General features: G+C 62.7%; 19 protein-coding genes. 13 read left to right on the top strand and 6 right to left on the bottom strand.

The window, feature by feature from the left end:
* Positions 1 to 35: 35 nt before the first annotated feature.
* Positions 36 to 248, bottom strand: a complete 213-nt coding sequence (locus FJ953_RS09470; protein ID WP_010910991.1) for a cold-shock protein — start codon at positions 246 to 248, stop codon at positions 36 to 38.
* A 275-nt stretch (positions 249 to 523) separates the two neighbouring features.
* Between FJ953_RS09470 and FJ953_RS09465 the strand changes: the two genes are divergently transcribed.
* Complete coding sequence (locus FJ953_RS09465; protein WP_140566991.1) at positions 524 to 853, top strand: hypothetical protein; 330 nt, start codon at positions 524 to 526, stop codon at positions 851 to 853.
* Positions 854 to 881: 28 nt separating this feature from the next.
* On the opposite strand, the gene FJ953_RS09460 is transcribed toward FJ953_RS09465, so the two are convergent.
* Positions 882 to 1,451: a methylated-DNA--[protein]-cysteine S-methyltransferase gene (locus FJ953_RS09460; protein WP_140624085.1), complete on the bottom strand. Its 570-nt coding sequence runs from the start codon at positions 1,449 to 1,451 to the stop codon at positions 882 to 884.
* A 180-nt stretch (positions 1,452 to 1,631) separates the two neighbouring features.
* On the opposite strand from FJ953_RS09460, the gene FJ953_RS09455 reads away from it, so the two are divergent.
* From FJ953_RS09455 to FJ953_RS09400, 11 genes are all read left to right on the top strand, one after another.
* Entirely contained in the window at positions 1,632 to 2,543 is a 912-nt protein-coding gene (locus FJ953_RS09455) for a lytic transglycosylase domain-containing protein (protein WP_140624083.1), read from the top strand.
* A 5-nt stretch (positions 2,544 to 2,548) separates the two neighbouring features.
* Positions 2,549 to 3,037: a GNAT family N-acetyltransferase gene (locus FJ953_RS09450; protein ID WP_140516793.1), complete on the top strand. Its 489-nt coding sequence runs from the start codon at positions 2,549 to 2,551 to the stop codon at positions 3,035 to 3,037.
* A gap of 147 nt (positions 3,038 to 3,184) precedes the next feature.
* The gene (locus tag FJ953_RS09445; RefSeq protein WP_140624081.1) at positions 3,185 to 4,453 is read left to right on the top strand and encodes an ABC transporter substrate-binding protein; all 1,269 of its coding nucleotides are present in this window, start codon (positions 3,185 to 3,187) and stop codon (positions 4,451 to 4,453) included.
* 98 nt (positions 4,454 to 4,551) lie between these two features.
* Entirely contained in the window at positions 4,552 to 5,466 is a 915-nt protein-coding gene (locus tag FJ953_RS09440; protein ID WP_140524954.1) for a sugar ABC transporter permease, read from the top strand.
* A gap of 1 nt (position 5,467) precedes the next feature.
* Complete coding sequence (locus tag FJ953_RS09435) at positions 5,468 to 6,292, top strand: carbohydrate ABC transporter permease (protein WP_140524863.1); 825 nt, start codon at positions 5,468 to 5,470, stop codon at positions 6,290 to 6,292.
* Positions 6,293 to 6,385: 93 nt separating this feature from the next.
* Positions 6,386 to 7,129, top strand: coding sequence for a DUF899 family protein (locus FJ953_RS09430; protein WP_140524862.1), 744 nt, complete (start codon positions 6,386 to 6,388; stop codon positions 7,127 to 7,129).
* Between the two features lie 79 nt (positions 7,130 to 7,208).
* Positions 7,209 to 7,760 carry a DUF4142 domain-containing protein gene (locus FJ953_RS09425; protein WP_140495937.1) on the top strand — a complete coding sequence of 184 codons (552 nt, stop codon included), beginning with the start codon at positions 7,209 to 7,211 and terminating at the stop codon, positions 7,758 to 7,760.
* Between the two features lie 286 nt (positions 7,761 to 8,046).
* Positions 8,047 to 8,511 (top strand): cupin domain-containing protein, encoded by a 465-nt coding sequence (locus FJ953_RS09415; RefSeq protein WP_140624079.1) that lies wholly within the window; start codon positions 8,047 to 8,049, stop codon positions 8,509 to 8,511.
* 142 nt (positions 8,512 to 8,653) lie between these two features.
* Positions 8,654 to 9,046 (top strand): RidA family protein, encoded by a 393-nt coding sequence (locus tag FJ953_RS09410; protein WP_140624077.1) that lies wholly within the window; start codon positions 8,654 to 8,656, stop codon positions 9,044 to 9,046.
* Positions 9,047 to 9,208: 162 nt separating this feature from the next.
* Entirely contained in the window at positions 9,209 to 9,997 is a 789-nt protein-coding gene (locus FJ953_RS09405; protein WP_140624075.1) for a type I restriction enzyme HsdR N-terminal domain-containing protein, read from the top strand.
* Between the two features lie 103 nt (positions 9,998 to 10,100).
* Entirely contained in the window at positions 10,101 to 11,414 is a 1,314-nt protein-coding gene (locus FJ953_RS09400; RefSeq protein WP_140624073.1) for an RNA-directed DNA polymerase, read from the top strand.
* 146 nt (positions 11,415 to 11,560) lie between these two features.
* Here FJ953_RS09400 and carB read toward each other — a convergent pair whose 3' ends face one another.
* The 4 genes from carB to FJ953_RS09380 form a co-directional block, all read right to left on the bottom strand.
* The gene (gene carB / locus FJ953_RS09395) at positions 11,561 to 15,064 is read right to left on the bottom strand and encodes a carbamoyl-phosphate synthase large subunit (protein WP_140624071.1); all 3,504 of its coding nucleotides are present in this window, start codon (positions 15,062 to 15,064) and stop codon (positions 11,561 to 11,563) included.
* Positions 15,065 to 15,320: 256 nt separating this feature from the next.
* On the bottom strand, positions 15,321 to 16,172 hold the full coding sequence (locus tag FJ953_RS09390) for an SH3 domain-containing protein (RefSeq protein ID WP_246674768.1): 852 nt from the start codon (positions 16,170 to 16,172) through the stop codon (positions 15,321 to 15,323).
* 217 nt (positions 16,173 to 16,389) lie between these two features.
* Positions 16,390 to 17,148: a metallophosphoesterase family protein gene (locus FJ953_RS09385; protein ID WP_140624067.1), complete on the bottom strand. Its 759-nt coding sequence runs from the start codon at positions 17,146 to 17,148 to the stop codon at positions 16,390 to 16,392.
* Between the two features lie 71 nt (positions 17,149 to 17,219).
* Entirely contained in the window at positions 17,220 to 17,576 is a 357-nt protein-coding gene (locus tag FJ953_RS09380; protein WP_140624066.1) for a helix-turn-helix transcriptional regulator, read from the bottom strand.
* A 194-nt stretch (positions 17,577 to 17,770) separates the two neighbouring features.
* Here FJ953_RS09380 and FJ953_RS09375 point away from each other — a divergent pair, with 194 nt between their 5' ends.
* Positions 17,771 to 18,949: an MFS transporter gene (locus FJ953_RS09375; RefSeq protein ID WP_140516769.1), complete on the top strand. Its 1,179-nt coding sequence runs from the start codon at positions 17,771 to 17,773 to the stop codon at positions 18,947 to 18,949.
* Positions 18,950 to 18,981 lie beyond the last annotated feature (32 nt).

Genomic DNA, 18,981 nt, shown 5'->3' with positions numbered 1-18,981 from the left:
CCCGGGCTGTCGCCCGGCGCGCGCCATTTTCAAAATCAGGCTGCCTTGCTCAGAGATCCAGCGGACGACTTGCCAGTGCGGCGGTCCTGCTCGATCTCGAAGTTGATCTTCTGGCCTTCGACCAGGGTCGACAGCCCAGCGCGCTCGACAGCGGAGATGTGGACGAAAACGTCCGCGCCGCCCGCGTCAGGCTGGATGAAGCCGAAGCCCTTGGTGGCGTTGAACCACTTGACCGTTCCAGTTGCCATAAAAATAGTCCTTCACATTTGCTTTGGTTTGACCGAACCGAGGTCCAGCCGGTGTGCATCGAGATTTTGGAGATAGACGTCAGCAAACGCGAAGATCGCGAGGCCCGGATCGATCGGCCGAAATATCAATGGGGCTGATATAGGCTGCTTTCGCACGAAATACAAGACTGCGTGAGAAAGCCGTGATCGAGGGACCGCCCAACGGCCGCCCCAATCCGGTGAAACCGTTGCGTCAGATGGCGCTGTCCGTGGGCCGCGCATCAGGGGAGAGGACCATGAAGACCATTCTGCTGGCAGCATGCCTGACGCTGATTGCCGCCGAGGCGCAGGCGATCTCGCGCTACGATCCGACGCGGATGGGGTGTGGCCGCGTGCAGGCGACGATCGCGCGGCAGGGCGCCGTCATCCTGCGTTACCAGTCGAGGCGGGTACCGGGACTGCCACTCTACGACCGCTATGTGCAGAGCCAGCAATTCTGCACCATGGGCGAGGTGAGGACACGCGCCTATGTGCCGAGCGCCGATACGAAATCCTGCCCGGTCTACAATTGCAAGCGACCGGACAACGACCGGCGTTTCCGCCGGCGTTTCTTTCACAGCGACTAGGTAGTCGCTCGGCGCGGCCGCTATCGCTTCAAAATCCGAATGAGACCTGCGCGGGCGGCGGCGGGCCGACGCGCACGCCTTCCATGGCCAGCATCTTTTCCTTGGTGGTCGAACCGCCGGGCGCCGAAAAGCCGCCGATCTTGCCGCCGGCCGCGAGGATACGGTGGCAGGGAATGACCAGCGGCACCGGATTGGCGCCAAGCGCGGCACCGGTTTCGCGCGGCAGGCCGGCATGGCCGGCGCGCTTGGCCAGTTCTCCATAGGTGGTGGTTTCGCCATAGGCTAGCTTTCGCGCCGCGCCATAGATGGCGAGGCGGAAATCGTCGATGCCGTCGAGATCGACCGGCACGGAGGAGAAATCGACGTCCTCGCCTGCCGCATAGGCCTTGATCGAGGCGATCAGTTCGACCACCCACGGCGGCTGCACGGTAGCGGCCGAAACGCCGGCATGGCGCAGCAGCCGCCGTTCCACTGCCTCGCGGCTGCGTTCGGGCAGGCAGAGCCGGATCAGGCCCTTTTCGCTCCAGGCAATCCCCATGAAGCCGATCACTGTTTCTAACACTGCGTGGCCGGCTGTGATCTGCGACGGCGTTTGCATGGCGTGCTCCTTTCGCAAAATGGCCAGAAACCGGCATTCATGCCGGTACATATCAGGAACAATATGGCATTTCGGCCCGAGTCTCGCCACCCGAAAACCACCTGAGCGCCCCGATTGCTCGCTAGGAATCGCTGGTGTAAGGGATTTCTTAACATCCGACGAACCGGACCCGAACGCGGCTTGCCAGCAAAACAAACCCTTATCGCGCTCGGCGTGATCGCGGCCATGGCCTGCGTCAGCGGTTGCACGTCGACATCGCAGATGAAATCCGCGTCTTCCCTGACCGAAACAGCGACCGTCGCCGGCACCGATGCCGGCTTCACCATACCGTTGCCGGAGACGGCTTCGGTGCTGCCGGAATCGTCGGGGATTACGCCCGTTCAAACCGCTGAGTTGTCCGCCGGCCCGACCACACAGGCGGCCGCGGCAACCGCGGCCTTTGCCGGAGCGACCCCAACCGCACCGGCCGTGCCGGCGGTGATGACCGCCAATGCCTGGCAGGCGCCGCCGCCGGCTGGCGCCGGCGCACCAATCAAGGCGGCAGCCACCTACGCCACCGCCGGGCTCATCGTGCCGGCGATCGCCAGGAACGATCAGAAAGCCATGCCCGGCGTGCAGCAGGCGGCCTATGTTGTGCCGCAGAATCCGGCTGCCCTCGTCCAGTTTCCTGCCGCTCCGGTGCAGGAAGAGCATGCGACCGGCGTGCGCGGCGATATCGACCGGCTGATCGTAAAATACGCCGCGTTTTATCAGGTGCCGGTCGACCTTGTGCGCCATGTCGTCAACCGCGAAAGCACCTTCAATCCCAAGGCCTACAACAACGGCCATTGGGGGCTGATGCAGATCAAGCACGCGACGGCGCGCGGCATGGGCTATGACGGACCGGCCAGGGGCCTGTTCGATGCCGAAACCAACCTGAAATACGCCGTCAAATACCTGCGTGGCGCCTGGCTGGTGTCGGACGGCAACGCCAAGCGCGCCGACTGGCTCTATCAGACCGGCTACTATTTCGACGCCAAGCGCAAAGGCCTGCTCGAGGCGACCGGCCTCGGCGTCGACCGCAAGCGGCGCCGCCTGCTGCCCGACGCCTGAGCGAAATGCCCGAACCGCGCCCGCCGGCTCCGAACGACATCCGGCTGCGCAAGATCCTCGACGAGACGCTGGTTCCCGCGCACTGGTCGGATGGCTTTGTCATGCGCACCCTCGAGCCCGGCGATGCGCCGGCCTTGCATGCGCTGCTGACCGAAGTGTTCGACGATGGCGCCGACGGCCCGTTCGACGAATGGTGGCCACGCATCTCAGGCGACCCCGAATTCGATTCTGCGCTCTGTTTCCTCGTCATCGACGCCAAGGGCCTGCTGGTGGCGGCGGCGCTGTGCTGGACGAGCGCCTTCGTCAGGGATCTCGCCGTGCATCCGCAGGCGCGCGGCAGGGGCATCGGCGAGGCGCTGATGTGGCACGCCTTCGCCGTCTTTCGCGAACGCGGCGCAGACCATGTCGACCTCAAGACCAACACGGTGGAAAACGCCGCCGCTGTCAGGCTCTATCAGCGGCTTGGGATGAGCCCTGTCGCCTGGGAAGGCTGAAGCCGCGGCCCGGCCCACCGCCGCTCGCGGGCATCGCTCGGGAACCCAGAGCGCCGCTCCGCATTCAAAGAATGGTGGAGGGGTCCGACGAGCTTCCGGAGCCTCGAAGGCTTGCGTCGCCGTTCCGAAAGGAGATCCTCCGCCGCCATGAGGCTCTTTCACGCATTTGCCACGTTGGTCGCTGCCGCGATGATTGCGGCTGTGCCTGCGCGAGCCGCCGAATTGTCGATCGTATCGGGCGACACAGGAATCGGCATCAAGGTGCTGCGTGAAATCCTCGACCGCTATGAGAAGGACAGCGGCAACAAGGTCAGCATCGTCGTCATGCCGGCATCCGGGACCGACCAGTTCGGCCAGTACAGGCTGTGGCTTGCCGCCGGCAATAGCGATATCGACGTCTACCAGACCGATGTGATCTGGGCGCCGCAGCTCGCCAGCCAGCTCGTCGACCTGACCGCGGCGACCAAGGATGTCGTCGGCGCCCATTTCCCCTCGATCATCCAGTCGCAGACCGTCAACGGAAGGCTGGTGGCGCTGCCGATCTTCACCGATGCGCCGGCGCTCTACTACCGCAAGGACCTGCTCGACAAATACGGCGCCAAGGTGCCTGCCACCTGGAAGGAGCTGGCCGACACCGCCAGGCTGGTCATGGACAAGGAACGGGCTTCCGGCAACAAGGACATCTGGGGCTTCGTCTTCCAGGGCAATGCCTATGAGGGGCTGACCTGCGACGCGCTGGAATGGGTGATGTCGAACGGCGGCGGCCAGATCATCGAGCCGGACGGCACCATCTCGATCAACAATCCAAAAGCGGCGGCAGCGCTCGACACGGCCAAAGGCTGGGTCGGAACCATCGCGCCACCCGGCGTGCTGGCCTATCAGGAAGAGGAATCGCGCGGCGTGTGGCAGACCGGCAATGCGGTCTTCATGCGCAACTGGCCCTACGCCTATGCACTAGGCAATTCCGAAGGCTCGCCGATCAAGGGCAAGTTCGACGTAGCGCCGCTGCCGGCCGGCACCGGCGAAGGCGCGCGTCCGGCGGCGGTGCTGGGTGGCTGGAATCTTGCCGTGTCCAAATATTCCAAGCACCCGGACGCTGCGATCGGGCTCGTCAAATTCATCGCCTCGCCCGCGATGCAGAAATACCGCGCGCTGAGGAACTCCAGCCTGCCGACCATCCAGGCGCTCTATGACGATACCGACATCGCCAGACAACAGCCGATCGTTCCGCGCTGGAAGCAGATCTTCCTCAATGCGGTGCCGCGTCCCTCGGCCGCGGCCAGGATCAAGTACAACGAGGCGTCGAGCCAATTCTGGAACGCCGTCCACAAGACGCTGTCGGGCGATGGCACCGCGGGCGACAATCTGGCCGACCTCGAAGCCATGCTGACCAGGCTGAAGGGGCGTGGCTGGTGACGCCACAACGCGCCTCCATGTCCCGCCCGGCGCGAGGGATGACAGAAGCGGAGCCGCGGCCTGAAGCCGTGGCGACCCACCGCCCGCGCTCGCGGCTGATGCGCCAGCGCGTGCGTTCGGCCTGGCTGTTCCTGGCGCCGATGCTCCTGGTGCTCGCCGCCGCTGCCGGCTGGCCGCTCGCCCGCACGGTCTATTTCAGTTTCACCGACGCTTCGCTGGCCGATCTCGACGCCCGCCAGTGGGCAGGTTTCGCCAATTACTTCTCGGTGCTGCGCATGCCGAGCGGCCGGGTGCTCTATGATGGTGTGCTGGCCGATCCGATCTGGTGGAGCGCCGTCTGGAACACGGTGCGCTTCGCGGTGATTTCGGTGACTTGCGAGACGATCCTCGGCATCGTCGTCGCGCTGGTGCTCAATGCCGAATTCCCGGGCCGCGGCATCGTCAGGGCGGCGATCCTCATCCCCTGGGCGATCCCGACCATCGTCTCGGCCAAGATGTGGCAGTGGATGCTCAACGACCAGTTCGGCATCATCAATGTGGTTCTGCTCAATCTCGGCCTGATCGACACCAAGATCGCCTGGACGGCCAACGCCGACACGGCGATGGCGGCCGTGCTGGTCGTCGACATCTGGAAGACGACGCCGTTCATGGCGCTGCTCATCCTTGCCGCGCTGCAGATGCTGCCGCGCGAGATCATCGAGGTCGCCAGGCTCGACGGCGCCAATCCGTGGCAGATATTCTGGCGGGTGACCTTGCCGCTGATCCGGCCTGCGGTGATGGTGGCGGTGATCTTCCGCGCGCTCGACGCGCTGCGCATCTTCGACCTCATCTATGTGCTGACGCCCAACAATGTGCACACCAAGTCGATGTCGGTGTTCACCCGCGAGAACCTGTTCGAGTTCGACAAATTCGCCTACGGCTCGGCCGCCTCGACGCTGCTGTTCCTCATTCTTGCCCTTCTCACCATGGCCTATATCCGGATCGGCCGGATCAGCCTCGAGGGGGGCCGCTGAGATGTGGATCCTGAAGCGGACGGCTTTCTACCTGCTGGTCGCGGTCATCGTGCTGGTCGCGGTATTCCCCTTCTATTACGCCATCGTCACCAGCCTGAAATCGGGGACCGAACTGTTCCAGGCCGACCTCTGGCCGAAGACGTTCAGCCTCGGAAATTACAGGAATGTGCTGACAGAAGGCGCTTTCGTGCGCAATCTCATCAACTCGCTGGTGGTCTCCGGCGCGGTCGTTGCGCTCTCGCTGTTGCTCGGTGTCACTGCGGCTTACGCGCTGGCGCGCGTGCGCTTCCGCGGCCGCTCGGCGCTGATGCTTACCATCCTGTCGGTGTCGATGTTTCCGCAGGTGGCGGTGCTGGCCGGGCTGTTCGAACTGGTGCGGATGTTCGGCCTCTACAATTCGCTTGTCGCGCTGATCTTCTCCTACATGATCTTCACCTTGCCGTTCACCGTCTGGGTGCTGACCGCCTTCGTGCGCGACCTGCCGGTCGAGGTCGAGGAGGCGGCGATCCTTGACGGCGCGACGCCGTGGATCATCATCACGCGCATCTTCCTGCCGTTGATGTGGCCGGCGCTGGCGACCACCGGGCTTTTGGCGTTCATCAGCGCGTGGAACGAGTTCCTGTTTGCGCTGACATTCACCTCCAACAACGCGCAGCGGACCGTGCCGGTGGCGATCGCGCTGCTGTCGGGCAATTCGCAGTTCGAGATTCCATGGGGCAACATCATGGCCGCATCGGTGATCGTCACCGTGCCGCTGGTGGTGCTGGTGCTGATCTTCCAGCGCAAGATCGTTTCGGGCCTCACCGCCGGCGGCGTGAAGGGGTGAGGGGAAAATTGTCGGAACCGGCCGCAGCGGCGCGTCCTTAGGTCTTAGAGCAACCGCGCCGGGACGCCGGCGCTGTGACCCAAGGAGCCGATCATGATCACCTTCCCCAACGAATCCGCCAGATACCGCGCCGCCCGCGAAAAGCTGCTGAAGAAGGAAATCGCGCTGCGCCGCGCCATGGAGGATGTGGCCGTGGCGCGCCGCGCGTTGCCGCCGGGCGGGCTGGTGCCACAGGATTACGTGTTCGATGGGCTGGATGCCGAGGGCAGGGCGGCTGAGATAAAGCTGTCGGAACTGTTCGCACCCGGCAAGGACACGCTGATCCTCTACCAGATGATGTTTCCGCGCCATCCGCAGGAGACGCGCGACGTGGCAATGACGGGCGGCACGGCGAAGCTGGCACGGCCGGACCAGCCATGCCCGTCCTGCACGGCGCTGCTCGACCAGTTCGACGGCGCCGTCGGCCATCTCCAGGCGGCCGGGTTCAACTTCGCCGTGGTGGCGAAAACCGCGCTCGAAAACCTCGTCACGCTCGGCCGCGACCGTGGCTGGAAGAACATGCGGCTGGTGTCGTCGGCCAACAACAGCTTCAAGCGCGACTACAATGCCGAGGATGCAGACCGCGCGCAGATCCCGCTTTTGTCGGTGTTCAACCGCGACGCTGACGGCATCAGGCATTTCTGGTCGTCAGAGCTGGGCTTCGCCCCGCCCGAGCCCGGCCAGGACCCGCGCGCCATCGGCACCTGCGAGATCCTGTGGAACCTGATGGATTTCACCCCGGAGGGCCGGCCGAACTGGCACGAGCAGCTGCAATATGGCGAGGCATGCTGCCATTGACGGCAAGGTGCCCCGGCGCAACTTCCGCTCATCTGCGGCGTTGGAATCCCGAGGGAACCATTCCGACCGGAGATTGCAGATGAAAACGCTTCTGACCATGACCGCCGCGGCCTTGCTCGCCGCCGCGCCCGCCGCGCTTGCCCAATCCACCGCCCAAACGACGCCGCTGGCGGCCGACAGCAAGGTCGACACGCAGACCTTCATCAAGACGGTGCCCGGCGCCAACGAGTTCGAGATCCAGTCGAGCAAGCTCGCCGAGCAGAAATCGGCGTCGGCCGACGTCAAGGCCTTCGCCAAACAGATGATCAAGGACCACACGAAGGCCGGCGAGGACTTCAAGGCGGCGCTCGCGCAGGGCCAGACCACCGCCTCGACCAAGCCGGCCGGCCCCGCGCTGCAGCCGAAAGAACAGGGCCAGCTCGACGAGCTCAAGGCCGCCAGCGGCAAGGACTTCGACACCAAATACATCATGATGCAGACAGCCGCCCACAAGGACGCCGTCGCGCTCTTCAGCACCTACGCCCAATCGGGCGACGACCCGGCGATGAAGGAATTCGCCAAGAAGACGCTGCCGACGCTGAAGATGCACGAGAAGCACGTGAAGGAACTGGGCGCGGCGCATCAGGGGTGAGGGCGGTCGAGAGGGAGCTGAACCGCAGACGACAGCACTCTACGGCGCCCCCCTCTGTCCTGCCGGACATCTCCCCCACAGGTGGGGAGATCGGCAGCTTGGGCGTCGGGGCTCTTTCTGCCCACGCCGAAAATTTGCCGAAAGCATTCGCGACAGCCAATCTCCCCCCTTGAGGGGGAGATGTCCGGCAGGACAGAGGGGGGGCGCCGTAGGGCGGCGCGACGGCCAGGGTTCTTCCCAGGCCTGCGTGGGACTACACTGCCGCACCACCACCCCGAGAGCACCCATGCCCAAACTCGACCTCGCATCCCTGCCCATCCGCAAGGGCTCGGGCTATCCCGCGCCCTTCGATGGCCCTTGCGCCGGCCGCACGCGCCGCCGGCTTGGCGATGCCGGCGGGCTCACCGATTTCGGCGTCAACCTGATGACGCTGCCGCCCGGCGGCTGGTCAAGCCAGCGTCACTGGCACAGCCATGAGGACGAGTTCGTCTATGTGCTGGAAGGCGAGGTAACGCTGGTCGAGGATGGCGGCGAGACGCTGCTCAGCGCCGGCGACTGCGCCACCTTCGCCAAGAACAGCGGCAATGGCCACCACCTCATCAACCGCTCGTCCACGACGGCGCTCTATCTCGAGGTCGGCTCGCGCAACCCTGACGATGTCATCACCTGCTCCGACATCGACATGATGAGCCCGAGTTCGGACGGACGCTTCCTGCACAAGGATGGCACACCCTATCCGGGGCAGGGGTGAGCGCTGGACAACGCGTCGGCGCCAGGGGGAGCGCCCTACGAGATTTCGCAGGCGAGGGACGAGTTCCGGCTCTGGACTGCGGGTCGGCGCTGGCGTTCCCCGGCCGGCACTATAAGCTCCCCCAAACCCAGGGAGCACCACCATGAAGAAAGAAATCATCGAAGTGCCCGTCATGTCGGACAAGGTGCGGGCGCTCGGCCTGCCCTGTTCGACGGCGGTGAAGGCCAACGGATTCGTGTTCATCTCGGCGACGCCGCCGGTGGACATGGTGACCGGCGAGATGGTGCGCGGCGACATCGAGGTGCAGACCGAGGCGTCGCTCAAGGCGCTGAAACACTGCCTGGAAGCGGCCGGCACCTCGCTGGACAATGTCGTGATGGTGCGCATCTACGCCGTCAATTCCGGCTTCTACAACGCGATTAACCGGGTTTATGCCAGGTACTTCTCGACCAACCCGCCGGCGCGGAGTTTCGTGCCGGTGGCGTCTTGGCCGATGGAGTCTGATATCGAGATTGAGTGTGTGGCTGTGGGGTGAGGGGTGAGAAGCACGCGGGTAGCGGACGAAAGCTGATTGTTTGGCGGTTCGAGTTTCGAATGCTCTGAGCCCGCCAAGGGCGGGAATCCTTAGCGCAAGTTTTTACTTGTCTTTCAAGTAAACTCGTCCTCAACTCACTTCGGGGATAGGGAGGGCGAGTCATTGAACAAATTACCGAAAAAATTCGTCGAACGGGTTGCGTTGAATCTCAAGAAGTATCAGGGGATCACGCTCGCTCAGCAAAAATCGGATGTCGCGGAAGCCGACACAGTTACCTTAGTCAAAGACATCCTGGCTGATGTCTTTGGCTATGATAAATATGATGAACTGACATCGGAACATCAGATTAAGGCCACATATTGTGATCTCGCGATCAAGATCGCAGGGAAACTGCGATTGCTTGTCGAAGTGAAATCAGCAGGCAGCAGCTTGGCCGAGAATCACCTGAGGCAGGTTATTGACTATGGGGCTCACCAAGGCATTCACTGGGTGATCCTGACCAATGCGGTCGAATGGCGGCTGGTCCGCATCTACGTAGCAAACCAGATCAGCCACGAAGAAGTTTGCCGCATCGTACTTGCCGACATGAATCCCAAGAATGAGGATCATCTGCAATGCCTCTTCCTATATGCCAAGGAAGGGCTGACCACCGATGCGATGGATGCCTTCCATCAGCAGGCCCAGTTGTTCAACAAGTTTACGGTTTCGGCGGTCATCCGGTCCGAAGCAGTAACTTCGGTGGTACGTCGCGAAATCCGGAAGCTCTTTCCAGACCTCAAAGTCGGTAACGAGAACCTATCGCAGTTGGTCGAAAATGAGGTGATCAAGCGGGACACGATCGAAGGCGACAAGGCGAAGGAAGCGGTCGCTAGGATGCGAAAAGCCGCGAGCAAATTGGAAAGAGCGAAAGCTAAGGCGTCGAAGCCAATTGCTATTAATGTTGAGACCTGACGTCTCAGTTGAATCGTAACACCTTTGCCGGTACCTCACGCCAGTCAGCTGCGGTTTTTGTCCGTGACGGTGCCAAAATGCCTTTCAATTGCTCAGGACAAGTATGAGTGCTTTTGACGCAATAATCACTACCAAAAATGCTCGCCCAATTTGGAAAAAACTTAGTGAGAGTATCGTTCCAATCATCGGCGCAAAAGAACTAAAAGAAATTGTTGCATCGATCGACCAATTAAAATCAGATATTAAGCAACATAAGTACATTCCATCAATAGGGCATGGCTACCTTGGTTATCTGAAATCTGCTGGCTGTACCCGGTTTGTCCCGATTTTGACAGCTGAAGATATGACTGTATATTACTTAATTGTGCTCGCCCTCCAAGAGTACCTCATTGAGGATTTCGAGGGAGTGTATGGCGCATACCGGTCCGTTCCGAAATTGGCCAAGAAGGTAAGGGACCCGGAGAAAGAAGATGACATAATCGATCCTTATTTTCGCGACACCTTTTCTAGGAGAGCTTGGTTCAAGGATTGGTCTCAGTTTACCGATCTTCTCATTGAGACTTGTAACGATTCTACTGTTGGAAATTACGTTCTTGTGTCTGATGTTGCTAACTTTTATGACACGATCGACATAGGTCGCCTGATAAATAACATCAGAAGCAAGGTTCCTGGAAACGACGAGATTGTCTCTCTGCTTGGGTATTTTTTAAATTATTGGGACAGGCGTATAAAGGGGTACAGCCCCTCATCAAAGGGAATACCTCAGGAAATAATTTCAGACGCGTCTAGAATTGTTTCAAATTTTTATCTGAATCAATTCAACAGAAATTTTATTGAATATTGTAAAAGTGAAGGAATATTATATCTAAGGTGGGCTGACGACATAGTCCTGTTCGGAAAGTCAAGGATTCACCTTGAAGCTACCATGCATCAAGCATCTAGGTTCTTACTAAACTTGGGTCTAAATTTTAATGCCTCTAAGACAAGGCATTTTTCAAAGCGTGAGTTCAAAGAGTATAGGGCTCTTTCATTACTTAGTGCTGTCTCGAAGAAAAATATAGGTGCATTCGATAGAGAGTTAAGGAGATTTTCTGCAAGGTATCCGTTGAAAGGCGGTCGAATCGATACCGTAGTTAAAGCCTCGCTCAACCTTCTTTCTGCCGAACCGAGAGCTAGAACCTTATTTTCGATGAATTACTTACGCGAAAGGTTGCGTGAGTATGAGTTTTTGTCAGGGTTGAACGAGAGCCAACTATTAAAGAAGTATCTTCTTTATGGAAATATCGGAACTGAGCTTAAAAAGGATATAGAAATTATCCTTAGGCATCCATACGCGGCGCCGCGTGCGACATTTCTGTCTTTTATTAGAAAATACAGAGCTAGACTTCTTAAAGAAGCGTTTCTGTATCTAATTTGAAGAAATTTGTCGAGCGAATCGAAGTGGAATCGCAGGACAGTGAAATTAACCTGTCAATATGCGTTCCTGCGGCGAAGGCCGCTATCTGATTCGACGGATGAACTCATGCTTGCTGCCGGCTCCCCTCTCGTGTGGAAGTAGATGCCTCAAGCAAAATACTCCTGCAGCGGCCGCACCTCCAAGCTCCCAGCCTTCAGCGCCGCGATCGCTTCGGCCACCGCGGCGGCACCCGACAGAGTCGTGTAATACGGCACCTTCTGCATCAGCGTCGCTCGCCGCAACGACTTCGAGTCCGACACCGCCTTCTGGCCATCCGTGGTGTTGAAGACGATCTGGACCTGACGGTTGCGGATGGCGTCTTCGATGTGGGGGCGGCCTTCGAGCACCTTGTTGATTTTCTCGGCGACGACGCCGTTTTCGGCGAGGAAGCGGGCGGTGCCTGACGTGGCCATCACCTTGAAGCCGAGGCCGGCGAGGCGCTTGACCGCCGGCAATATGCCTTTCTTGTCCTCGTCGCGCACCGAGACGAACAGCGTGCCGGAGCGCGGCAGGTCGACGCCGGCGCCCAACTGGCTCTTGGCGAAGGCAAGCGCGAAATCGCGGTCGAGGCCCATGACCTCGCCGGTCGAGCGCATTTCCGGGCCGAGCAGGATGTCGACGCCGGGGAAGCGGGCGAAGGGGAAGACGGCTTCCTTGACCGCGATGTGGCCGGGATTGCGCGGGTCGGGCATGGCGCCGTAATGGGCGAAGGCGTCTTCCAGGCTCTCGCCGGCCATGATGCGGGCGGCGATCTTGGCAATGGGGCGGCCGATGGTCTTGGCGACGAAGGGCACGGTGCGGGATGCGCGCGGGTTGACCTCCAGCACATAGACCGTGCCGTCCTTGATCGCGTACTGCACGTTCATCAACCCGCCGACATTTAGCGCGCGGGCAAGGGCTGCCGTCTGGCGCTCCAACTCGTCGACCAGCTCCGAAGGCAGCGAGTGCACCGGGAGCGAGCAGGCCGAGTCGCCCGAATGGATGCCGGCCTCCTCGATGTGCTCCAATATGCCCGACACGAAGGTCGCCTTGCCGTCGCAGAGGCAGTCGACATCGACCTCGATGGCGCCGGAGAGATAGGTGTCGAACAGCAGCGGGTTCTTGCCCAGCAGCGTGTTGATCTGGCCGGTCTTGTCGTTGGGGTATTTCTGCTTGATGTCCTCCGGCACCAGGCCGGGCACGGTGTCGAGCAAATAGGATTGCAGCATGCCCTCGTCATGGATGATCTGCATGGCGCGGCCGCCCAGCACATAGGAGGGGCGCACCACCAGGGGGAAGCCGAGCTCGCCGGCGACGAGGCGGGCCTGCTCGACCGAATAGGCAATGCCGTTCTTCGGCTGGCTGAGATTGAGCTTGTGCAGCAGCTTCTGGAAGCGGTCGCGGTCCTCCGCCAGATCGATCATGTCGGGCGAGGTGCCGAGGATCGGGATGCCGGCCTTCTCCAGCGCATCGGCGAGCTTCAGCGGCGTCTGGCCGCCGAACTGGACGATGACGCCGACCAGCTCGCCCGAGACCTGCTCGGCGCGCAGGATCTCCAGCACGTCCTCCGCCGTCAGGGGATCGAAATAGAGCCGGTCCGACGTGTCGTAGTCGGTCGACACGGTCTCCGGGTTGCAGTTGATCATGATCGCTTCATAGCCGGCGTCGCGCAGCGCAAACGCGGCATGGCAGCAGCAATAGTCGAATTCGATGCCCTGGCCGATGCGGTTCGGACCGCCGCCGAGGATAACCACCTTCTTGCGCGACGACACCTGCGCCTCGTTGGCGAGCGCGCCGGCGAAGGGCACTTCATAAGTGGAGTACATGTAGGCGGTGGGCGACGCGAACTCGGCCGCACAGGTGTCGATGCGCTTATAAACTGGATGAACGTCGAGCTTTTCGCGAATCTTCTGAACGACTTCCACGTCGGTCCTCGTCAGTGACGCGAGGCGGGCGTCCGAAAAGCCCATGGCCTTCAACATGCGCAGATTGGCGGCATCCTCAGGCAGGCCGTGCTCGCGGATGCGGGCTTCCATGGCGAGGATGCCCGCGATCTGCTCTAGGAACCAGGGGTCGATCTTGCACATTGCGTGCACGTCTTCGAGCGAGGTGCCCATGCGGATCGCCTGCGCCACCATGCGCAGCCGGTCGGGCGTCGGGGTGCCGAGTGCGGCGCGGATGGCATTGCGGTCGTCGACATGGCTGGCGGGCGTCGTCCCATGGCCAAGGCCGGGGATCTCGATCTCGTCGAGGCCGGTGAGGCCGGTCTCCAGACCGCGCAAAGCCTTCTGCAAGGATTCCTGGAAGGTGCGGCCGATGGCCATGACTTCGCCGACCGACTTCATGGCGGTGGTCAGCACCGGCTCGGCGCCGGGGAATTTTTCGAAGGCGAAGCGCGGGATTTTCGTGACGACGTAGTCGATGCTGGGCTCGAACGAGGCGGGCGTGGCGCCGCCGGTGATGTCGTTCTCCAGCTCGTCCAGCGTGTAGCCGACGGCAAGCTTGGCGGCGATCTTGGCGATCGGGAAACCGGTCGCCTTGGAGGCCAGTGCGGATGAGCGCGAGACGCGCGGGTTCATCTCGATGACGACAAGGCGGCCATCGGCCGGGTTGACGGCGAACTGCACGTTGGAGCCGCCGGTCTCGACGCCGATCTCGCGCAGCACCGCGATCGAGGCGTTGCGCATCATCTGGTATTCCTTGTCGGTCAAGGTCAGCGCCGGCGCGACGGTGATCGAATCGCCCGTGTGCACGCCCATCGGATCGATGTTCTCGATGGAGCAGACGATGATGCAATTGTCCGCTCTGTCGCGGACGACCTCCATTTCGTATTCCTTCCAGCCGAGCACGCTTTCCTCGATCAGCACCTCGGTGGTCGGCGAGGCGTCGAGGCCGGACTGGACGATGTCGAAGAATTCGGCCCTGTTGTAGGCGATGCCGCCGCCGGTGCCGCCCATGGTGAAGGAGGGGCGGATGATGGCGGGCAGGCCGACATGGTCGAGCGCCTGGGCGGCGATCGCCATGGCATGGCTGATGTAGCGCTGCTTGCGGTCGCCTTCGCCGAGGTTCCAGCTTGTCTCCAGCGCGTCGAGCGCGGCGTCGAGATTGTCGGGCTTTTCGGCCTTCAGCGCCGCGCGCTCGGCCTCATGCGTCTTGCGGTCGGCATTCTTGACGTCGGTGGCGTTGGCCAGCATCGACTTCGGCGTTTCCAGGCCGATCTTCTTCATCGCCTCGCGGAACAGCGCCCGGTCCTCGGCCTTGTCGATGGCCGTGGCGTCGGCGCCGATCATCTCGACATTATAGCGTTCCAGCACGCCCATGCGGCGCAGCGAGAGCGCGGTGTTGAGCGCGGTCTGGCCGCCCATAGTCGGCAGCAGCGCGTCGGGTCGCTCCTTGGCGATGATCTTGGCCACGACCTCGGGGGTGATCGGCTCGATGTAGGTGGCGTCGGCCAGTTCCGGGTCGGTCATGATGGTGGCCGGGTTGGAATTGACCAGGATGACGCGGAAACCCTCTTCCTTCAGCGCCTTGCAGGCCTGCGTGCCGGAATAGTCGAATTCGCAGGCCTGGCCGATGACGATGGGGCCGGCCCCGATGATCAGGATCGACTTGATGTCGGTGCGTCTTGGCATCTTTATGAATTCCGTTCGGCGAGCGGCTTGCACGAAAAACCGGGACGGGAGACCCGGCCGGTTGTGCTTGCGATTCTGGTATCAGGCTAGGAGGGCCTTATAGGGAAGAGTTTTGCCTGATGTAACCCCGAAAATGAGGGCAGTAGGGCAGTAGGGCAGTAGGGCAGTAGGGCAGTAGGGCAGTAGGGCAGTAGGGCAGTCACTCCAGGCACTTCACATATTGCCTTACTGCCCTACTGCCCTATTGCCTTCCAAACTAATCCCCAAACGCCACCGCGTCCGTAATCTCGAATCGCTCCGAGATGCCGACGCGGATCATGCTGAGGCTGCCTTCGCGGGTGAAGCGGAAATCGCTGTCGCCGTCGGAACCTGCGGGCAGGCCGCCGTAGAAGGAGATGACGCGGCTGCCGCCGTCCGGCCAGGTCACGGTGACGTCGGCCTTGTCGCTGCCCTTGTGCTCGACACTTGCCGCGCAAAGGGTCATCGGCTGGCCAACATTGCGCGCACAGGGAATTTCAATGGCGGCGCCTCCGGCGCTGGCCTCCGCCTGAGCCGGATTCTCCCCAGTGGACGGCGGTTCATTCGCCACCAGCGCCAGGCCGTAGGCATCCTGCATGGCGATTACCGCGGCGGATTTCGGCGTGGTTGCGGGGGCAGCCGCATTGTCGGCTCCGCCCAGCCGCGCCGTCAGGTCGGGCGGCAAGGCGGGCGGCGGCGCGGCAGCGGGGCTGACCGTTGCGGCGCCGAGCGCCTGGCCTGCATCGTTGGTCGCGGCGGCGGCCGCATCCGCCTGATCCGGATCGGGCGGCGAAGCCGGATTGACGGGGTTCAGGTAACGCGCGGGGGTCCAGCCGCTGATTTTCGGGTTCTCGGCCTCGACCTTGCACCATTGGCGGCCATCGACATCGATGCAGCCGAGATTGTTCACGCTGGCGCCGTTGGCCAGACGCGCCTCGGTCTTGCCGATCGGCGATGGCTGGGCGCGGACGTTGAGGAGATCGTCGGGCGCGAGGCCGGTGACGATGGAGATGAACGGCCCATCCTCGGCATGGGCCACCGTCAGAAGCAAAGGAGCGGCGATCAGCGCGAAGAGCGTCGTTCGGAGCATAGACCGGCGCTTCATCGCTTCGCCGTGGCCGATAGATTGCATTACCAAAGGCACCGCCAGATACGAAAACGCCGCCACACGCGAAGCCGATTTTATAGGCGACGACGCTGCGCCATGTCCAGAAGCGAGATTTTCTTCCGGCAGGGACGGAGCTGCGTGAGGGCGATGATCGGAGAGCGGGGAGAGAGCAGCCTGGCGGCATGAATGCGAAGAGCATTCAGCCGGGCATGAAGCCGGTTCGCAGCGCATGGGCCCATTCGGGCCGTCCCGCCTGTTCGGCCTGGCTGGCGGCCGCCTCGTGATCGTAGTCGACGGCGATGGCCTCGAAACGGTCGGGCCGGCCGGGCTCGCCTGAAGTGACGATGCCATAGCGCGCATGCGGCGCGCCCTGCTCGGAGGAATGCGCCGGCGGCGTCGAGTCTTCATAGGCGGGACAGCCGACGCTGCCCGGGTTGAAGATCACCGGACCGCGGGGCAAGCGGATCAGTTCGGCCCGGTGGCTATGGCCGCACAGGGCCAGGCGGCAGGCCGGATCGAGCGCCTTCAACCGCCGCCGGATCGCCGCCAGCGGCGCACGCACCAGCCGGCCATCGGTGATCGCATCGAGCAGGTATTTCTCGTCATGATCGGGCCTGGCATGGAAAGCGATCACGCCGGGCGCGATCTCCAGCGTCAGAGGCTGGGCGAACAGCACCTCGCGCTGCGCCCCGGTCAGCCGTTCCCGCGCGTAGACGTCGGAGGCCCACATGGTCTCATCGGCCGGATCGGCGGCGACGCGGCGGTCATGATTGCCGCGCACGGTCGGCAGGTCCAGCGCTTCCAGCCGCGCAAACGTCTCGCGCGGCCAGAGCGGACCCGAAACGCTGTCGCCGAGATTGACCGTGATATCCGCGCCGCCGCGCCGCTCGAGGTCGGCGAGCACGGCGTCAAGCGCCAGCACATTGCCATGGATATCGGCGAGGACAGCGATGCGCATGGGGAACTCCGGTTGTGAGGCAGCGTTTCCTCTCCCCACTTCCGTGGGGGCGAGAACCCAGATCCCGCGAGTCAGGCCGTCACTTCGATATCATGGCCGCCGACCGCCGGCAGCGCCGGATCTTCGCCTGCGGCGGCAATAATGCTGTCGAGCAGGCCGGGGAAGCGGGCATCGAGATCGGCGCGGCGCAGCGTGATCATGCGGTTGGTGCCGGCCACTTCTGCGCGGGTCACGCCGGCCTCGCGCAGCTTTGCCAGGTGGTAGCTCAGATTGGTCTTGGAGGCGAGATCGAGGAATTTGCTGCAGTTCAGCGGCACGCCTTCCTTGCTGGCGAGATAACGCACGATCGCCAGCCGCGTCGGGTCGCCGAGCACGGCGAGCACGATCGGCAGGCTGATCTGGTCCGTATTAGGATGTGGCAGGCTCATGGCTGCAACCTAAGCACAGTTCCGGCCGATTTCAACGCACCCGCTCCGCGTCTGCCGTGCACACCGCTCTCCCTTTCACGACCGTGCTGACACAGGGCTGTCAGGATGGTTGTGCTATTTTTCCCTGGCTTCATTGACATCCTGCCGGGTTATGTCCAATTGTTCAATAACTTTTGAACTAAGGACACATCGCCATGGACAAGCGGATTTTCTGGCTTGCGCTCGGATCGTTTGCGATCTCGACCGAAGGCTTCGTCATCTCCAGCCTTCTGCCCGACATCGCCAGGGATGCCGGCATCTCCGTTCCGCTCGCCGGCACGCTGATCACCGCCTTCGCGCTCGCCTATGCGGTCGGCACGCCGATCCTGGCGACGCTGACCGGCGAATGGGACCGGCGCCGCGTCATCCTGTGGACGCTGGTGTTCTTCGTCATCGGCAATGTTGCCGCGGCCTTGAGTTCCTCCTTCGAAGTGCTGCTCGCCGCGCGCATCATCATGGCGCTGTCTTCTGGCCTGTTCGCGGCGACCGCGCAAGGCACGGCGGTGGCGCTGGTCGATGATCATCACCGGGCCCGCGCCATTGCCGTCGTCGTCGGCGGCACCACGGTGGCGGTGGCGGTGGGCGCCCCGCTCGGTGCGCTGGTCGCGGCGATAGCCGGCTGGCGCGGCACGTTCTATGCCATCGCAGGCCTCGGCGCGCTCGCCGGTGCCATCCTCTGGTATCGGCTGCCGCGCGGCATCATCGGCACCAAGCTGCCGCTGAAGCGTCGGCTGGCGGCGGCAATGCGTCCCGGCGTGATGCCGATCCTGGTGACGACCACACTTGCCCTCATCGGCGCCTTCACCGTGTTCAGCTTCATCGCGCCGCTGGCCATCGAAGCCAGCGGGCTCTCCCCGATAGCGCTGCCCGGCATGCTGCTCGCCTTCGGCGTCGGCGCCGTCATCGGCAACATCGCCGGCGGCCAGGCCGCAGACCGCTTCGGCGCTACGCGCACCGTCGGCTGGTCGCTGGCGCTGAGCGCTGCCATGCTCGTCACCTTCTCGCTGATCCCGGCCTTTCTGCCGCATCATCTCGCCGGGCCGGCGCTGATGGGCATGATGGTGCCATGGGGCATCGTCGGCTGGGCCTTCCCGCCGGCGCAGGCGAGCCGCATCATCAAGCTCGCCCCGGACGCTGCCCCGATCGTGCTGTCGCTCAACGCCTCCGCGCTCTATCTCGGCGTGGCGCTCGGCGCGGTGGTTGGCGGCGCCGTGCTGCGCTATGGCGGTCCGGCCGATCTCGGCCTCATCGCGGCCGTCTTCCCCGTTGTCGGGCTCGGCATCGTGCTGGCCGGCCGGATGCTGGCGCGGCCGGTCGCCATGCCGGCGGAGTAGAGGGCGCCAAGCTTTTCGTCGCTGGTTCTTTC

It is taken from the genome of Mesorhizobium sp. B2-3-6, from assembly GCF_006442305.1.
Taxonomy (GTDB): Bacteria; Pseudomonadota; Alphaproteobacteria; order Rhizobiales; family Rhizobiaceae; genus Mesorhizobium.
The sequence above is the reverse complement of the archived record's forward strand: the minus strand, read 5'-3'. Positions and strand labels throughout refer to the sequence as shown.